The organism is Pseudarthrobacter sp. MOO13 (assembly GCF_058267655.1).
Window position 1 is genome coordinate 1425694 of record NZ_CM177848.1, and the last position, 17408, is coordinate 1443101.

At 64.7% G+C, this 17408-nt stretch carries 17 protein-coding genes; 14 read left to right on the plus strand and 3 right to left on the minus strand.

The annotated features are described in order from the left end of the window. Positions 1-81 precede the first annotated feature (81 nt). The 11 genes from atpB to AC4EEO_RS06720 all read left to right on the plus strand — a co-directional run bounded on the left by atpB (position 82) and on the right by AC4EEO_RS06720 (position 11498). Complete coding sequence (atpB, locus tag AC4EEO_RS06670) at positions 82-882, plus strand: F0F1 ATP synthase subunit A (RefSeq protein ID WP_026264239.1); 801 nt, start codon at positions 82-84, stop codon at positions 880-882. Between the two features lie 109 nt (positions 883-991). After that, positions 992-1210, plus strand: a complete 219-nt coding sequence (gene atpE / locus AC4EEO_RS06675) for an ATP synthase F0 subunit C (RefSeq protein ID WP_003804776.1) — start codon at positions 992-994, stop codon at positions 1208-1210. A gap of 55 nt (positions 1211-1265) precedes the next feature. Next, the gene (locus AC4EEO_RS06680; protein ID WP_018760122.1) at positions 1266-1817 is read left to right on the plus strand and encodes a F0F1 ATP synthase subunit B; all 552 of its coding nucleotides are present in this window, start codon (positions 1266-1268) and stop codon (positions 1815-1817) included. Further along, positions 1817-2644 (plus strand): F0F1 ATP synthase subunit delta, encoded by an 828-nt coding sequence (locus tag AC4EEO_RS06685; protein ID WP_018760121.1) that lies wholly within the window; start codon positions 1817-1819, stop codon positions 2642-2644. Before AC4EEO_RS06680 ends, AC4EEO_RS06685 begins: the two co-directional genes overlap by 1 nt. Positions 2645-2722: 78 nt before the next feature. Next, positions 2723-4360: a F0F1 ATP synthase subunit alpha gene (gene atpA, locus AC4EEO_RS06690; protein WP_018760120.1), complete on the plus strand. Its 1638-nt coding sequence runs from the start codon at positions 2723-2725 to the stop codon at positions 4358-4360. A gap of 73 nt (positions 4361-4433) precedes the next feature. After that, positions 4434-5324, plus strand: a complete 891-nt coding sequence (locus AC4EEO_RS06695; RefSeq protein ID WP_018760119.1) for a F0F1 ATP synthase subunit gamma — start codon at positions 4434-4436, stop codon at positions 5322-5324. An 82-nt stretch (positions 5325-5406) separates the two neighbouring features. Then, positions 5407-6861: a F0F1 ATP synthase subunit beta gene (atpD, locus tag AC4EEO_RS06700; protein WP_018760118.1), complete on the plus strand. Its 1455-nt coding sequence runs from the start codon at positions 5407-5409 to the stop codon at positions 6859-6861. A gap of 1 nt (position 6862) precedes the next feature. After that, positions 6863-7147: a F0F1 ATP synthase subunit epsilon gene (locus tag AC4EEO_RS06705; RefSeq protein WP_018760117.1), complete on the plus strand. Its 285-nt coding sequence runs from the start codon at positions 6863-6865 to the stop codon at positions 7145-7147. Positions 7148-7157: 10 nt separating this feature from the next. Beyond that, positions 7158-7589 carry a DUF2550 domain-containing protein gene (locus AC4EEO_RS06710; RefSeq protein WP_109045054.1) on the plus strand — a complete coding sequence of 144 codons (432 nt, stop codon included), beginning with the start codon at positions 7158-7160 and terminating at the stop codon, positions 7587-7589. A gap of 4 nt (positions 7590-7593) precedes the next feature. Further along, entirely contained in the window at positions 7594-8922 is a 1329-nt protein-coding gene (locus AC4EEO_RS06715) for an alpha/beta hydrolase (protein WP_109045053.1), read from the plus strand. Next, on the plus strand, positions 8904-11498 hold the full coding sequence (locus AC4EEO_RS06720) for a phosphatidylglycerol lysyltransferase domain-containing protein (protein ID WP_491340136.1): 2595 nt from the start codon (positions 8904-8906) through the stop codon (positions 11496-11498). Before AC4EEO_RS06715 ends, AC4EEO_RS06720 begins: the two co-directional genes overlap by 19 nt. 130 nt (positions 11499-11628) lie before the next feature. On the opposite strand, the gene AC4EEO_RS06725 is transcribed toward AC4EEO_RS06720, so the two are convergent. After that, positions 11629-11832, minus strand: a complete 204-nt coding sequence (locus tag AC4EEO_RS06725) for a cold-shock protein (protein ID WP_011692441.1) — start codon at positions 11830-11832, stop codon at positions 11629-11631. A 306-nt stretch (positions 11833-12138) separates the two neighbouring features. Then, positions 12139-12834: an endonuclease NucS gene (gene nucS / locus AC4EEO_RS06730; protein ID WP_026264238.1), complete on the minus strand. Its 696-nt coding sequence runs from the start codon at positions 12832-12834 to the stop codon at positions 12139-12141. 103 nt (positions 12835-12937) lie between these two features. On the opposite strand from nucS, the gene AC4EEO_RS06735 reads away from it, so the two are divergent. Together AC4EEO_RS06735 and AC4EEO_RS06740 are read left to right on the plus strand one after the other, a co-directional pair. After that, a complete protein-coding gene (locus AC4EEO_RS06735; protein ID WP_018760111.1) occupies positions 12938-13285 on the plus strand; it encodes an Rv1322 family protein in 348 nt (115 codons plus the stop codon). A gap of 73 nt (positions 13286-13358) precedes the next feature. Further along, positions 13359-14156: an alpha/beta hydrolase gene (locus AC4EEO_RS06740; protein ID WP_018760110.1), complete on the plus strand. Its 798-nt coding sequence runs from the start codon at positions 13359-13361 to the stop codon at positions 14154-14156. 44 nt (positions 14157-14200) lie between these two features. Here the strand turns inward: AC4EEO_RS06740 and AC4EEO_RS06745 are convergent, their stop codons facing one another. After that, positions 14201-15508: an AI-2E family transporter gene (locus AC4EEO_RS06745; protein WP_018760109.1), complete on the minus strand. Its 1308-nt coding sequence runs from the start codon at positions 15506-15508 to the stop codon at positions 14201-14203. Positions 15509-15742: 234 nt separating this feature from the next. Here AC4EEO_RS06745 and AC4EEO_RS06750 point away from each other — a divergent pair, with 234 nt between their 5' ends. Then, positions 15743-17401, plus strand: coding sequence for a DUF8094 domain-containing protein (locus AC4EEO_RS06750; protein ID WP_018760108.1), 1659 nt, complete (start codon positions 15743-15745; stop codon positions 17399-17401). Positions 17402-17408: the final 7 nt, after the last annotated feature.

The following is a 17408-nucleotide window of genomic DNA, read 5'->3' on the forward strand; positions in this document are numbered from 1 at the left end:
TTTCACAGGGGGAACAGCAGGCTGTCACGCTGCCGGACCCCGCCCAACGCCCAATGATGGACACTGCAGAGAGGAAACGCGTTGATCGCGCTTGCGCTCCCGGCCCAAGATTCAGGAGAGTTCACTCCTCCTGGAATTAACGAAATGCATTTGCCGGCAATCCTGCCGTGGGGTGCCGCAGAAGGATTCTCCAAGCAGATGCTGCTGGTCCTCCTCTCTGTCGTCTTTATCGCCGTCTTCTTCGTGCTCGCCGCACGCAAGCAGCAGCTGGTACCCGGCAAGCTCCAGTTCGCCGGCGAGGCTGCCTACGGCTTCGTCCGCAACGGAATCGCCAAGGACATCATCGGCGGCAGGGACTTCATCAAGTACGTCCCGCTGCTGTTCAGCCTGTTCTTCTTCATCCTGGTCAACAACATCTACGGCGCCATTCCGGTGTTCCAACTCCCTACGTTCTCGCACGTGGGTGGAGCGTATGTGCTGGCCGGCCTGGTCTACGTGACCTGGATCGCCATCGGCATCAAGAAGAACGGCCTGCGCTACTTCAAGCTGGCCACCGTACCCTCCGGCGTTCCGTGGTACATCCTCCCGATCGTCATCCCGATCGAGATCATCTCCAACTTCGTTGTCCGGCCCGTCACGCACAGCCTTCGTCTGTTCGCTACCATGCTCGCCGGCCACCTCATCGTGATGATCGCGGGCTCCGGCATCGAGTACCTGATCATGCAGGAGAACTTCCTGCTCAAGGGCACGTCGGTCCTGGTCCTGGCCGGTGCGATCGCCATGTACATGCTTGAAGCCCTGATCATGGTCCTGCAGGCCTACGTCTTCACGCTGCTGACCGCGATCTACATCGAAGGCGCACTGCACGCCGACAGCCACTAGGCACGCCGGCGGGGCGCCATGTCCCTCACGGCACACACAGAATTCCCCTCGCGGGGATGAAGCAACCCAAACAACCTGCCACACAAGTGGCATCTTGAAAGGAAAAAAAATGGAAGGCTCCATCAACGGCTCCCTCAACCTCATCGGCTATGGCCTCTCGGCTATCGGCGGTGGTATCGGTGTGGGTCTCGTGTTCGCTGCCTACATCAACGGCGTTGCGCGCCAGCCGGAAGCCCAGCGCGTCCTGCAGCCCATCGCATTCCTTGGCCTGGCGCTGACCGAAGCACTCGCCATCCTGGGCCTGGTCTTCGCTTTCGTTCTCAAGTAAACCCAGAGAACTTCAGCGAACATTCAGAACCGAGTAGATAAAGGACGGGTGAAATATGCATCAGCTGAACATCTCAGCCGCCGCTGAGGGCGACGTCAACCCCCTTGTTCCCAATGGCTGGGAAATGCTGGTTGTCTTCGTTGGCTTCGCCATCCTCTTTTTCATCGTGGTCAAGTACGTTGTCCCGATGTTCGAGAAGACCTTCGCCGAGCGTGCCGAGGCCATTGAAGGCGGCATCGCCAAGGCTGAAAAGGCCCAGGCTGAGGCGTCTGCTGCACTCGAAGAGTACAAGCAGCAGCTGACCGACGCCCGCACCGAAGCAAACCGCATCCGTGAGGAAGCCCGCGCCGAAGGTGCCCAGATCCTCGCGGATCTCAAGGAGAAGGCGGCAGCAGAGTCTGCCCGCATCACTGCGCAGGCCCACGCACAGATCGAATCAGAGCGCCAGGCGGCCGTTGTGTCCCTGCGTGCCGAGGTCGGCACCCTGGCCACCACCCTGGCAGGCCGCATCGTGGGCGAGTCCCTCGATGACGACGCCCGTGCAGCACGGGTCGTGGACCGTTTCCTGGCAGATCTGGAGTCCCAGAACGCAGGTGCAGCTAAATAATGGCAGGCGTATCGAGCGAATCGCTGGCAACAGCCCTGGCCGCCTTGGAAGCGAAGCTTCCGACCGCGTCGCTGCAGCTGGCAAAGGAACTCTTCGGAATTCTGGGAATGGTGGACAGCTCGGCTGGTTTGCGCCGTGCCCTGACTGACCCCTCCCGCAGCGGCGACGAGAAATCGGCGCTGGTCAGGCAGCTGGTTGGCGGAAAAGTCTCCGCTGATGCGGCTGAAATCGCGGGCGGTCTGGCCAGCTCACGCTGGGCATCGGCGCGCGACATCGGCGATGCACTCGAGACTCTTGCCGCAACGGTGGTCATTTCCGTTGCTGAAAACAAGTCGGCCGTTTCTGCCTCCGGAATCACTGGCCTGGAAGAGCTGGAAAACGACCTGTTTTCCTTCAACCAGGCTGTTGCCTCCAGCCACGAGGTACAACGTGCTCTGTCCGAACCGCAGGCCAGCGCGGCAGCCAAAGCCACCCTCGCGGAGCGGCTGGCGCCCGGCGCCAGCGAAGAAGCCCGGGTGCTTATCACCCAGGCCGTCACCCAGCCCCGCGGCATCAAGCCCACCCGGCTGGTGGAACGGTTTGCCGAACTGGCGGCCAAGCGGCAGCAGCGCTGGATTGCAACAGTCAGCGTGACCCGGCCGTTGTCGGAGACGCAGCTGGCACGCCTCCAGGCGGGCATGAACGCACTGTACGGGCGGGAATTGAAGGTCAACGTCATTGTTGACCCGTCGCTCATTGGCGGAATCCGCGTCCAGGTGGGCGACGAGGTACTCGATGCCTCGGTCCTTACCCGGCTGGGAGAACTGCAACGCCAGCTTGCCGGCTAGCCGGACGAGCACAACCAAACTGATAGAAACCCCGGTCACCGTTTGCGGTGATCACAAACAGGAGAGCAGGGACTGCAGATGGCCGAATTGACCATCAACGCCGACGACGTCCGTAATGCGCTGAACGAGTTCGCGGCGTCCTACGAACCCGGGAACGCAGAGCGCGTAGAGGTCGGCCGCGTAACCACCGCAAGTGACGGCATCGCCCGTGTTGAGGGCCTTCCCTCGGTCATGGCGAACGAGCTGCTGCGCTTCGAGGACGGCACCCTGGGCCTGGCCCAGAACCTTGACGTCCGCGAGATCGGCGTCATCATCCTCGGTGACTTCACCGGCATCGAAGAAGGCCAGGAAGTCCACCGGACCGGACAGGTTCTGTCCGTTCCCGTTGGCGACGCCTTCCTCGGCCGCGTTGTCGACCCGCTGGGCGTGCCCATCGACGACCTCGGCGAGATCAAGGCCGAGACCACCCGAGCGCTGGAGCTCCAGGCTCCCGGCGTGACCCAGCGTAAGTCGGTCCACGAACCGATGCAGACCGGCCTGAAGGCCATCGACGCGATGATCCCGATCGGCCGCGGCCAGCGCCAGCTGATCATTGGCGACCGCCAGACCGGCAAGTCCGCGATCGCGATCGACACCATCATCAACCAGAAGGCCAACTGGGCTTCCGGCGATGTCACCAAGCAGGTCCGCTGCATCTACGTCGCCATCGGCCAGAAGGCGTCCACGATTGCCGCCATCCGCCAGACCCTTGAGGACAACGGCGCGCTGGAGTACACCACCATCGTGGCTTCTCCCGCGTCCGACCCCGCAGGCTTCAAGTACCTGGCACCGTACGCCGGTTCGGCCATCGGCCAGCATTGGATGTACGGCGGCAAGCACGTCCTCATCGTGTTCGATGACCTGTCCAAGCAGGCTGAGGCCTACCGTGCAGTGTCCCTGTTGCTCCGCCGCCCGCCGGGACGCGAAGCCTACCCGGGTGACGTCTTCTACCTGCACTCCCGTCTGCTGGAGCGTTGTGCCAAGCTCTCCGACGAGCTCGGTGCCGGCTCCATGACGGGCCTGCCGCTGATCGAGACCAAGGCGAACGACGTCTCCGCCTACATCCCGACCAACGTCATCTCCATCACCGACGGCCAGATCTTCCTCCAGTCGGACCTCTTCAACGCCAACCAGCGGCCCGCTGTGGACGTTGGCGTCTCGGTGTCCCGCGTTGGCGGTGCCGCCCAGGTGAAGTCCATGAAGAAGGTTTCCGGTACTTTGAAGCTGGACCTGGCCCAGTACCGCGACATGCAGGCGTTCGCCATGTTCGCATCCGACCTGGATGCTGCGTCACGCCAGCAGCTCACCCGTGGCGCCCGCCTGATGGAACTGCTGAAGCAGGGCCAGTACTCACCGTTCCCGGTCGAGGACCAGGTTGTTTCCATCTGGGCCGGCACCAACGGCTACCTGGACGACGTTCCGGTCGAGGACATCAGCCGGTTCGAGGCTGAGTTCCTTGAGCACCTTCGCCACAAGTCCTCGATCCTGACCACGCTGGCACAGACCAACGTCCTGGACGATGACACCGTTGCAGCTCTGAAGTCCTCGATCGTGGACTTCAAGAAGGGCTTCTTCGGCGAGGGTGACAACCACCTGGTAGGCGCCGGCCACGAGGAGCACGACGCTATCTCCGAGGGCGAAGTCGACCAGGAAAAGATCGTCAAGCAGAAGCGCTAGTTCCGCACCGCCGGGTGTGCCGGGCCGCAAAGGCCCGGCACACCCGGCGACGGAATGTTAGGAAAGGATAAGTATGGGAGCCCAGATCCGGGTCTACCGCCAGAAGATCAGCTCGACCACGTCGATGCGCAAGATCTTCAAGGCGATGGAACTGATCGCTACCTCGCGCATCGGGAAGGCCCGTGCGCGCGTAGCAGCTTCACTGCCTTACGCGAACGCGATCACGCGCGCCGTTTCTGCTGTCGCCAGCCAAAGCGAAATCGACCACCCGCTGATCACTGAGCCGGAGCAGATCCGCCGCGCCGCAGTCCTGGTAATCACCTCGGACCGCGGCCTGGCAGGTTCATACTCGGCGAGCGTCCTCAAGCAGGCGGAAGGTCTCAACGAGCTGCTCCGCGCCGAAGGCAAGGAAGTCAAGACCTATGTCGTGGGCCGCAAGGCCCAGGCCTACTTCGATTTCCGGAACCGCGAGTATGCGCGGGTCTGGACCGGAGGAACCGACGCACCCGAGTTCGCTACTGCCCGTGAAGTCGGCGCAGCGTTGCTGGCAGAATTCGCGACCGACTTCGAAGACGGCGGCGTGGACGAGATCCACGTTGTCTACACCCGCTTCAAGTCCATGGTCACCCAGGAGCCGACGGTCATCCGCCTGCTCCCGCTTGAAGTAGTGGAAGAGCAGGCCCAATCCGAATCGGATCTCCTGCCGCTGTACGAGTTCGAACCGGAAGCGGAGCGTGTCCTTGACGCCCTGCTGCCGCGCTACATCGAATCCCGTATCTTCGCAGCCATGTTGCAGGCAGCAGCTTCCGAGCTCGCCGCCCGCCAGCGGGCGATGAAGTCCGCAGGCGACAACGCAACGGACCTGATCAAGAAGTACACGCGCCTGCGCAACACGGCCCGCCAGGCCGAGATTACGCAGGAACTCTCCGAGATTGTTGCCGGCGCGGACGCCCTCGCGTCCTAGCCTGCACCTCCCCGGTTCCGCGTAACCAGCACCACCACAGATAAACTTAACCCCACGCCATCTACTGAATGAAGTGAGAGAGATGACTGCCACTGCTACCGAACACGTAGCCGCAACGTCCGGTGCAACCGGCCGTATTGCGCGCGTAATCGGCCCGGTTGTCGACGTCGAATTCCCGGCTGACGCAATCCCGTCGATCTACAACGCCCTCACCACCGAGATCACTCTCAACGGTGAGACCAAGACCATCACGTTCGAGACCTCCCAGCACCTGGGCGACAACCTCGTGCGCGCCATCTCCCTGCAGGCAACCGACGGCCTGGTCCGCGGCACCTCCGTGGTGGACAGCGGTGCCCCGATCTCCGTGCCTGTCGGCGACGGAGTCAAGGGCCACATCTTCAACGTGCTGGGCCAGCCCCTGGACGTTGCCGAGTCGGAACTGGACATCAGCGAACGCTGGCCGATCCACCGCAAGGCCCCGAGCTTTGCTTCTCTCGAAGGCTCCACCGAGATGCTGGAGACCGGCATCAAGGTCATCGACCTCCTCACCCCGTACATCAAGGGTGGAAAGATCGGCCTCTTCGGCGGCGCCGGCGTGGGCAAGACCGTCCTGATCCAGGAAATGATCACCCGTGTTGCCCGCAACTTCGGTGGTACTTCCGTGTTCGCCGGTGTTGGCGAGCGTACCCGTGAGGGCAACGACCTCTGGGTGGAAATGGAAGAGGCAGGCGTCCTCAAGGACACCGCCCTTGTGTTCGGCCAGATGGATGAGCCGCCGGGAACGCGCCTGCGCGTAGCCCTGTCCGCCCTGACCATGGCGGAGTACTTCCGCGATGTCCAGAACCAGGACGTGCTGCTGTTCATCGACAACATCTTCCGGTTCACCCAGGCCGGTTCCGAGGTATCGACCCTGCTGGGCCGCATGCCCTCCGCCGTGGGCTACCAGCCCAACCTTGCCGACGAGATGGGCCTCCTGCAGGAGCGCATCACCTCCACCAAGGGCCACTCCATCACCTCGATGCAGGCCATCTACGTTCCCGCTGATGACTACACCGACCCGGCTCCGGCGACGACCTTCGCGCACCTGGATGCGACCACGGAACTTTCCCGTGAAATCGCATCCCGTGGCCTGTACCCGGCCGTTGATCCGCTGACGTCCACGTCCCGAATCCTGGATCCCCAGTACATCGGCAAGGACCACTACAACACGGCTGTCCGCGTGAAGCAGATCCTGCAGAAGAACAAGGAACTCCAGGACATCATCGCCATCCTCGGTGTCGATGAGCTCTCCGAAGAAGACAAGATCGTGGTGTCGCGTGCGCGCCGCATCCAGCAGTTCCTCTCGCAGAACACTTACACCGCCAAGCAGTTCACCGGTGTTGAGGGCTCCACGGTTTCCATCAAGGACACCGTTGAAGGCTTCTCGGCGATCTGCGACGGCGAACTCGACCACATCGCGGAGCAGGCGTTCTTCAACGTCGGTGGCCTCGATGACGTTGAGCGCCAGTGGGCCAAGATCCAGGAACAGACCAAGTAATATGGCTGAGCTTGAGGTTGAGATTGTCGCAGCGGACCACTTTGTGTGGTCCGGAGCGGCCAAGATGGTCAAGGCCCGCACCAGTGATGGTGAAATCGGAATCCTGCCCGGCCACTCGCCCCTGCTGGCGATCCTGGCCGAAGGTGAACTGGCCATCCAGCCAGTGTCAGGGGACCGGATCGCGGTAGATGTTGACGGCGGGTTCTTCTCCGTGGACAACAACCGCGTGGTCATCGTTGCTGACAACGCCCAGCTGGGCGGCTCGGCTACCGCTGGGATCCGCTAGCACGACCTTGATGGACGCACCGGGTATTTCGTTCATCGCACTGGCAATCGTGTTCGGATTGCTGATTTTTGCACTGTGCCTTTCGGGGGTGCGCCGTTTCAATTTGCGGCGCGCCCTCGGCACGGTGGACGCCTCCATTTGCGTTGCTGGTAACAGCTGGCAAATGGGGGTTTGTCGTTATCAGGACAATGACCTTGAGTGGTTCCGGTTGATCTCACTGAGCGTCCGCCCGAAATACACCTTCAAGCGCAGTTCGCTGGAGCTCCTGGGCAGGCGAAAGCCGACCGAGGCCGAGGCCGTCAAGGTCCAACCGGATGTGGTTATCGTCGAACTCCGCTACGAGGGACAGGACCTGCACCTGGCCATGAAGTTCGATGCGTACACGGGCCTTTCCTCATGGCTCGAAGCCGGCCCCGTCATCGGCGTAGGGACCTGGCGCTAGCCACGTGGACTGGCTTTCAGACATTCGGCTTACGGACGGGCCCCTGTTTGGGACTGTCCTGGTATTGGGATTAGGCGGGGCGGCCTACCTCCTGGTACCACCTTCGCGCGCCTGGGAAACAGCGGACCTACGGATCCGCGCCTGGGCAATCCGTGTCTTTGTTGCCATCGCCTCAGCCTTCGTCCTGGTGGCAACCGTCCACTGGATCATGATCAACGTCCTTACCGTCTTTCCGGAGGACATCCCGGAGCCCGTTCTGCTGTGGTTCGTGCCGGGTGTTTCGGCCGTCATCCTTGGCATCATGAGGCTGCCGCGGACCTCCTGGACCCATTACGGGAGCGGATTCCTCGCGGCGCTCCTGGTGGTGGCCCTCTCTACCCTCCAAATCAATGCCTACTTCGGACTGAACCGGACTGTCAGCGACTTGCTGGGAACCGCTTTGGCCCGGATACCCGCGCTGGAACAGGAGCTCATGCGCCACCCCGGTGAATCCGATGGCGTGTCCCTCCAGGGCTGGAAGCCTGCCGGCGACCTGCCTGCCGGCGGTGTCCTGCGTAAGGCAGCCATCCCGGGAACGCTGTCCGGGATGAGCAACCGCGATGCCTATCTCTACCTTCCGCCGGCCTACTTCGCTGCCAACCGTCCCGCCCTGCCGGTGCTTGTCCTGGTGGCGGGCCAGCCCGGCGGCCCCGCGGACTGGCTGACGGGCGGCGCCATCCGTGGCCACATGGATTCGTTTGCCGCGGCGCACGGGGGAGTGGCCCCGGTGGTGGTCATCCCCGATCCCAACGGATCACAGTCCGCCAACACCATGTGCATGGACAGCAAGATCGCGAAAGCGGACACCTACCTCTCGCAGGACGTGCCGCGATGGATCAGTTCCACCCTTGCCGTTGACACCAACCACAGCCACTGGGCCGTGGGTGGATTCTCTTTCGGCGGCACCTGTGCCATCCAAATGGGAACCAGGCACCCGGATGTCTTCGCGGACGTGCTCGGATTTTCCAGCGAAGCCGAGCCCGCCATCGCCAAGGAGCGGCAAAAGACCATTGACGCAGCCTTTCCGGGGAACCCGGACGAATTCATCAAGCAGACTCCACTGGAGATCATGAAACACCAACGGTTTGAGACCAGCGGCATGTACCTGACCGCAGGCCAGAACGATCCGGAGTTCGTGGGGAACCTCCACACGCTCGCGGCGGCGGCCAAGGACGCCGGCTTTACCGTGCAGGCCTACGAGGTGGAACACACCGGACATTCCTGGGACACGTCCTCAAAGCGCTTCGGTGACGCCTTGGCATTCCTCGGCAGCCAATGGGGGCTGAAGTGGTAAGCACCACGAAACCGGACCGCACGGTGGCGTTGATGTGGGCCACTGTGGGCCGTCCGGCAATGCACCAAACCCTTGAAACCCTCAAATCCATGCCGTTCACCTTGGGCGTCGTGGCTGTGTTCCTGGCGGCAGCCGCCGTGACGGGAAGCTTCCTGGACGGCCCGCCGGAACAACTCCTGGGACTTGCCTCGGTCAGCGGTCCCGGCCTTCGTGGCGGGCAATGGTGGTCCCTCTTCACCAGCATGTTCTTTGCCACCAACCCGCTGGCTTACCTCACGGCGTCGTTGATGATGATCCTGCTGCTGGGCCTGGCCGAACGCAAGCTGGGACGCCGCGCCGCCGTCGGCCTCTATTTCGGCGGCCAGTTCGCGGCAGTGACCGTCTTCCTCCTGGTCACCCAGGTGGCCGTATATGTTGGCGACGGCTGGCTGGACCAGATGGCGGACGATATCCTGATCGGCCCCTACGCCCCGATCCTGACCGCCGGGCTGGCGGCCAGTGCCCGGATCACTCTGCTGTGGCAGCGCCGGCTCCGGACCGCGGTGTTGTCCGTGTCGATCCTGCTGGTGCTCTACGTTGGCCACGCGGAGACGGTGATCGGCCTCATCGGGGCCCTCCTTGGCCTCCTGGCGGGCTGGTGGATCCAGGGCGACCAGGGGCGGCTCCACCGGCACCGTTCCACCGGCCGCGAAACCAGGAACCTCCTGGCCCTGACCGTCGCGGTCTTTGCCGTGGGGCCGATCCTGACCGGGATCACACGGGCTCCCACCGGCCCGCTGGCATTGCTGCGCGACGTCGTCCTCAGCCCGATGCCCACGCTCAGCCAGTTGGTGTTCAACTGCGGGGCAACGGTGGATGCCTCCTGCCTGGAAACCGGCAGGGCAGGGTTTGCCGGGCCGTTCGGCCTGGCGCTGGCGGTGGTGCCGGTCATCCTGCTGCTGATCTGCGCGGACGGCATGCGCCGCGGCCGCCGGCTGGCCCTCAACATTGCCCTTGCCATCCAGCTGGCCGTGACGGCCTTGGCAGCTGTCTACCTGGCCCTTTTCGCCCTGGTTCCGTCACGCCTTCAGGGCACCCACTCGACGCCCCTGTCATCAGCCTTTGCCCACGTGCTTCCCCTCGTCATCGTGCCGCTGCTGCTCGCAATCATCCTGTGGCTGAACCGCCGCCAGTTCCGCGTGCAGACGCGGCCCGGCGCCCGGCGGACGCTCGCTGCGGTGGTTTGCGGCACCTGGCTCGCCCTGGCAAGCTCCTACACCGTGGCGTGGTTCCTCTCGGGTGGCCTTGCCCGTGACGGGGGTTTGCTGGGACTCTTCGCCGAATTGGCGCGGCAGTACGTGCCGGTTCCCATTCCGCAGCATTTCCGCCGCGTTTTCGCGGAGCGCGACAGCGCCGAGACGCTGCTCTTCGCTTACTCCGGACCGGTGTTCTGGATTGTCGCCCTGGTGGCTGTGTGGTGGGTCCTCATTGGGCGGCACCACGGCCTCGGCTTTGGCCGGCAGGACCGGGACCGTGCCCGCGAGCTGCTTCACCAGGGCGGCGGACCCCTGTCCTGGATGGCCCTGTGGGAGCCCAACACATATTGGTTCAGTCCGGACGGCGCCGGCGCCATGGCCTTCCAGCAGCACGGGACCGTGGCATTGACCCTGGGCGGAGCCATCGGCGACCGCAGGGCCGAGCAAAGGGTGACCGAAGGGTTCCTGGATTACTGCCGCACCCAGGCGCTGATCCCTGCGCTCTATTCCTGTGACGACACCCTGTGGCCGGCGCTGCGGGAGCGGGGCTTCTCGAGGGTGGCAGTGGCGCAGGAAACGCGGCTGCGGCTCAATGAGCTCGAGTTCAAGGGCAAGGAGTGGCAGAACGTTCGGACCGCGCTCAACCGGGCCTCGAAGCTCGGCGTCCACGCCGTGTGGGGCTCCTACCATTCACTGCCTGCCGCACTGCGTTCGCGGCTCAATGAGGTGTCGGAAGAGTGGGCGGCCGGGAAATCCGTGCCGGAAATGGGCTTCACGCTGGGGGGAGTGGACGAGCTCGACGACGAGGAGGTCCTGTGCTGCCTGGCGGTGGACGGCAATGGTACCGTCCACGGCGTTACCAGTTGGCTTCCCGTGTACGACGACGGCCGCCTGGTCAGCAGGACGCTTGATGTCATGCGCCGCGGCAGCGAGGGCTTCCCGGGCGTGATGGAGTTCCTGATTGCATCCGCGGTCCTGGAGCTGAAGGATTCGGTGGACGTCATTTCCCTGTCCGGCTCGCCACTGGCCAGCCGGCCGGAGGAGCAGGGAAGGCAGGCCGATACCGGGGAGGACGCCGAAGCAGACGCCGGCGCCACCGATGAGGGGGCACAGAACCTGGTGCGCATCCTGGACCTGGTGGGCCACGCGCTGGAGCCGGTCTACGGGTTCCGGTCGCTGGCAGCGTTCAAGTCCCGGTTCAAGCCGGAGTACCGCGCGCTCTACTTGTATTACCAGGACCCCCTCCACCTGCCGGCCATTGGCAGGGCGCTGACCCGGGCCTACCTTCCCGGCCTCTCGCTGGCGCAGGGTGCACGCCTGGTCCGCAAACTGGTCACCTGAGCGCGAATACGGCGGGCGGGCGGCCGGGCACCTCGACGCTCCCCACGTACGCAAATGCAGATGATCCCCGGCATTCCTGCCGGGGATCATCTGCATTGCTGGACGGCCGCCATGCGGCCGCGCCGGGTGACTAGACGAGCGTTACGCCGGTAGCCTGGGGACCCTTGGCGCCCTGGCCGATCTCGAACTGAACGCGCTGGTTCTCGTCGAGGGTCTTGAAGCCGCCGGTCTGGATCTCGGAGTAGTGAACGAAGACATCGCCGTCGGAGTCATCCGGGGTGATGAAGCCGAAGCCCTTTTCAGCGTTGAACCACTTCACAGTTCCCTGTGCCATTTATTTCTCCTCATTGTGGAACTTTTTAAGAACGGCACACCTCGTGCCGACCTTGGTCACTCCGCGAGAAGAATCCTGGATTGCCTTGCCACAAAAGGTCCGGCGCTGCAGGAGCTTCGCGCTCGCAACATGTCTTGCGAGCATGAAAAACACCTACACAAAGACTGAGACCAGAATTTCATGCCCGTTCCCGCAGGTCAACGGCCCGAACACGAAAATGCATAAAATTTAGGTAAAAACCAGGTGACAATGATGCTCCGGGATTTCAGGCCGAGTATTAGGTGCCCAAAGCAACGGGCCGTCGGGTCAGAAAAGCCGGGATTCGCTGTCGTCCACCCCGCGCATGGCGTCATAGTCCAGCGTCACGCAGGCGATGCCGCGGTCATTGGCGAGCACCTTGGCCTGTGGCTTGATCTGCTGGGCCGCAAAGATGCCGCGGACCGGCGCCAGCAGGGGATCGCGGTTGAGCAGCTCCAGGTACCTCGTCAGCTGCTCCACACCGTCGATGTCGCCGCGCCGCTTCAGTTCCACGGCCACGGTGGCGCCATCGGCGTCCCGGGCCAGGATGTCCACCGGTCCGATCGCGGTGAAGTACTCGCGCCGGATCAGGGAATACCCCTCACCGAGCGTCTCTATCTGCTCGGCCAGGAGCCGCTGCAGGTCTGCTTCGACGCCGTCCTTGATCAGTCCCGGATCAACCCCGAGGTCGTGGGAGGACTCTGTGATCTTCTCGTGGATATTGATGATGAGCCGGTCGTCCGTCTTGGCCGACTGCACGGTCCATTGCTCCACCACGCCAAGTTCCAGGTCCACCTCATCGGGGGAGGAAACCCGCAGCGTGGCCGGCGGGCTCATCCAGTTCAGCGGCTTGTAGGAGCCGCCGTCCGAATGCACCAGCACCGAGCCGTCGGCCTTGACCAGCAGGAGCCTGGTGGCCAGGGGAAGGTGGGCTTTGAGCCGGCCAACGTAATCAACGGAGCAATGGGCTATGACGAGTCGCACGCCGTACAGACTACCGCGTGGAACCGTACGGGCCATGCCGACGACGGACGGCCGGGAGTGCGTGGAGGCGCGGGCCGGCGGGCGGCTGGGGCAGAATGGATGCATGCCGCGTTCGAACCGTCCCCGCCGTCCTGTATCCGGTAAGGGCGCTTCGGCCAGGGGAGCAGGGCGCAAGGGACAGGAGGTCCCGGAACTTGACCTGGAACGGGCCCGGGCCGGCATCGCACGCCGGGAGAGCGCCCCGGACGGCGAATGGATGGTCCGCACCATGACCGCCAAAAACGCGGAGAAAACCTACATTTGCCCGGAGTGCTCCACTGCCGTCCTGCCCGGCGTTGCGCACCTGGTGGTCTGGAAGGACGACCACCTCTTCGGGGCGGCGGCCGGCCTTGCCGAACGGCGGCACTGGCACACCAACTGCTGGATGTCCCGCAGCTACCGGTACCGCTGACCGCGCGGGCGGCGCCGCCTGCGCACCCCGCCGTCCGGGCTTCGGCCACCCGTTGGTCGCTAAGCTGGAAACCATGACTTTTGATCCGGCGTCGTTCCGCTTCACCCAAGCCCAGGGTCCCGCACCCATCCGTGCTTCCACGGTCCTGCCCGCCCGGCGGGAGAACATCGAGCTGCAGACCGCGGACGGCCACACCCTGGTGGGCGAACTGGCACTGCCCGAGAGCGGCCCGGTCATCGCCACGCTGATTACCCTCCACCCGCTGCCCACGCACGGCGGATTCATGGATTCCCACGTCTACCGCAAGGCCTCCTACCGCCTCCCGGCGCTGGCCGGCATCGCCGTCCTTCGGTTCAACACCCGCGGCACGGCCTCACCCCGCGGCACCAGCAGCGGCGGATTCGAGGAAGGCATCGGGGAACGGTACGACGTCGAGGCGGCCGTACGTTTCGCCGTCGACCGCGGGCTGCCCAACCGGTGGCTGGTGGGCTGGTCCTTTGGAACGGAACTGGCGCTGATGTACGGCGCCGTGGAGCCGGTGGCCAGCCAGATTGAAGGTGCGGTCCTGCTCTCGCCTCCGCTGCACCGGGCCACGGACAAGCACCTGCAGCAATGGGCCGAATCCGGCAAGCCCCTCACCGTCCTGGTGCCGGAGCACGATGACTTCCTCCAGCCGGCCGAGGCCGCCGGGCGCTTCAGCCTGGTGCCTCAGGCGGACGTCGTGGGCGTGGCCGGCGCCAAGCACCTGTGGGTGGGCGAGAAGTACGCCGCACGTGTCTTGAACGACATCGTCGCCCGGGTCAGTCCCGAGGGATCAGCAACGCCGCTTCCGCAGGAATGGGATGGCCCGACGGCGACCGCCGCGTCCTGAGGTCGCATCCAGGCGGTCCCGCCCCCGGATTGCGTCGGGGTCCGCTAGTGCTGGTCCTGGCGCGCGATGTAGATTTCGCGGAGCAGGAGCAGCACGGCGGCCGCCGTGGGGATCGCAATCAGGGCGCCCAGGACTCCCAGCAGGCTGCCGCCGGCGATGACCGAGATCACCGCCACGGCCCCCGGGACCGCCACTGCCTTCTGCATGATGCGCGGCGAGATGAAGTAGGCCTCGAACTGCAGGTAGGCGAAGTAGCAGATCGCATAGACCGCGGCTGTCTGCCAGCCCTGCGTGAGTGACACCAGGGTGACCACGATGCCCGCGATCATGCCGCCCACCAGTGGAATGAAGGCGAGCAGCACCACCACAAACGCCAGCAGCAAGGCGAACGGTACACCGACAATCGACATCACGATGAAGGCGAATGTGGCGTTGAGCAAGGCGACGCAGGCCTGGCCGATGACGTAGTTGCCCACCGAACGGGTGATTTCCTCCGACAGGGCGGCCACCCGCTTCCGGCGGGATCGCGGTGCCAGGCGGTAGCCCCACTTTTTCATGGCCGGCAGCGCCGCCAGGAAATACAGGCTCAGCACCAGCACGATGAGGGTGCCGAAAAGGCTGTTGGCAAGGGTCGAACCAAATCCGACGACGCCGCCGAAGATGCCACCCATGGCTGCCGGATCGTTCACGAATTTGTTCAGTTCCTCGGTGATGCGGTCCCTGACCCCGAACTGGTCATCGACGCTGCGGAAGAAATCCGAATCCATGAAGCTGCGCACCCAGTCCGGTGCTTGGCGCACGATTTCGGAGACCTGCTCAACGATCGTGGGGATCAGGGTGGCGAAAAACCCGACGACGGCGCCCATCAGCACGGCCACCGAAACGAGGATTCCGGCGGGCCGGGGAATCTTCCGGTTCTCAAGCCAACCCACCACCGGTTCCAGGCCCAGGGCGATGAACAGCGCGGCAACAATCCAGAGCAGCAGCTGCGTGGTGTGGGATCCGATCCAATACACCAGCAGGGCCAGGCCCACACCGACTGTTCCCATGAATCCCATGTACAGCGGATGCTGGGGAGACATCCGCGGCCCGGGATGCCCGAACTGCGGCTCGTCCTCGTCGTCGTACTCCCGCTCGGGAGCCTGGCCGCCGAACTCCGGCGGCATCTCGAACCGAAGCCGGGGCTGGGCGCCGGGCAGCGGCTGGCGGAGCCGGCGGACCACCTGGCCGAGGGCCGCTGCGGCGCCGCCCCGCCGTCGGGCCGCTGCCATGGCATGGGGAGCCGGGACAGCCCTGCCCGGATCCCCGGAATTTTCGGCTGCCGGGGAGGACGGGTCCGTCTTGTCAGTCACTGGTTTTTGGGGCCTGTTCCGTGTGTGGCGCCGTCTTCGCGGGCCGCTGTGATGATCATCGCAAACACTATCAGCAGGCTTGTCAGCACCAGCCGACGGCGCCGCCGGAGCACCTCCGGACTGCCCGCTTGAACCCAGGATTCGGGGTCCCTGGTAACAAAAAGGTTACTATTGAAGGTAAACCCCCGCTGATGATAGGTGTTTCCCTTGCGTTTAAAGACTGCAGCCGCACTTGTGCTGCTCGGCCTCCTGACACTTTTGGCCGGCATTGGCCAGAGAACCATCTGGGCTCCATCCGAGACTTTCACCGCGTCCCTGCCGGCCAACGCCGCCGCGGCCCCGCTGACTGTCATTGACCAGAAGCTGCGCACCTTGCACGGCGGAACCGTCAAGATCTCGGTCCAGGGCGACGGCAACTTCATGCTGGCAACGGGCCGGCCCGACGACGTCAGCGCGTGGGTCGGCAAGACCGCCCACAACACCATCAACGGGGTCTCCGAGGACGGAAAGTCCCTGCAGGTTGAGCATGCCGACGGCGACGCCACGGCGCCCAACCCGGCGGGCTCGGACCTCTGGGCGTCCACCGAGAATGCCAGCGGTCAACTGGACTACACCTGGACTCCGCCGGCTGACGGCGACTGGAGCCTCCTGCTTGCCTCCGACGGCACCAAGGCGGCCCCGGCATCGGTGTCCATGACCTTCCCGAACGACACATCCACCCCGTGGGCCGTTCCGCTGATGGTCATCGGCGGATTGCTGATGGTGGGCGGCATTGTGCTGGCTTTGGTGTCTGCGCGGACCAAGGACGGCGAAGGCCGCGACGGCGGCAGCGGCTACGCCCGGCGGGCCCGCGCCCGTTCGCAGGCGCAGTCCACCACCAAGGCCACCATGGTCGCCGCAGGTGTGGCAGCTGTGGTCCTGGCGGGATCCGGCACCGCCGCACAGGCGGCAAGCCCCAGCCCGCAGCCGTCGGGCAGTGCGTCGTCACCGGCGGCCAAGGACGGCACCGGCTCTCCGGTCCTCCTCGAAGCCCAGTTCCGGCGCATCCTGGAGCAGGTCTCGAGCGCGACCGACGCAGGGGACGCCGCCAAGGATGCGGCGAAGCTTGCCGACCGCGTGGCCGGACCCGAGCTGGAGATCCGGACCCAGAACTACAAGATCCGTTCCCAGGTGGGCTCCTACGAGCCCCGCATGCCTGTCCGCTCCACCAAGCTGCTGACCACCGTGATCACCAGCGACCGGGACTGGCCGCGGCAAGTGCTGGCCGTGACCCAGGGCGACGGCAACGTCGTGCCGCAAATCCTGACGCTGGTCCAGCAGTCCCCGCGGGAGAACTACAAGCTGATGGAGACCACCCCCCTCCAGCCGGGCACCACGTTCCCTAACATCAGCCGCGGAGGGACCGAGACGCTGGCCGCCTCGGACAAGACCGGACTGCTCTACAGCGGTGAGGAAGCCATGTCCGGCCTGGCGGACAGGCTCACGTCAGCGGACTCCCCGTTCAAGGACAAGCTGGTCGAGGGCCAGTCCTCGCCGTACATCGCCGACACCCTGTCCTACCAGGCAGAGGTGGTGAAGGCCGGCGAGAACGGCAACTTCTCCTTCACCCACAAGGTGGTGCCGGAAAGCACGGTGGTGTTCCGTACCTCCGACGGCGGGGCCCTCGTCCTGGGCCGCATCAACTTCGGCTTCGAGGGCACCCCCAAGGCTGCCGGTGACAAGCTCAGCATCGGCGACGATGCGGCAGCCCTGGCCGGCGGCAAGGAAACCAGTACCGGCATGGTCTTGAGCTTCGCCGAATCCATGGCCGTCTACGTGCCGCCGGCAGGATCCTCGGACCCGATGAAGCTCGTCGCCGCAACCCGCGGCCTGGTAGGCGCCAGCTTCAAGTAGGCCCTCG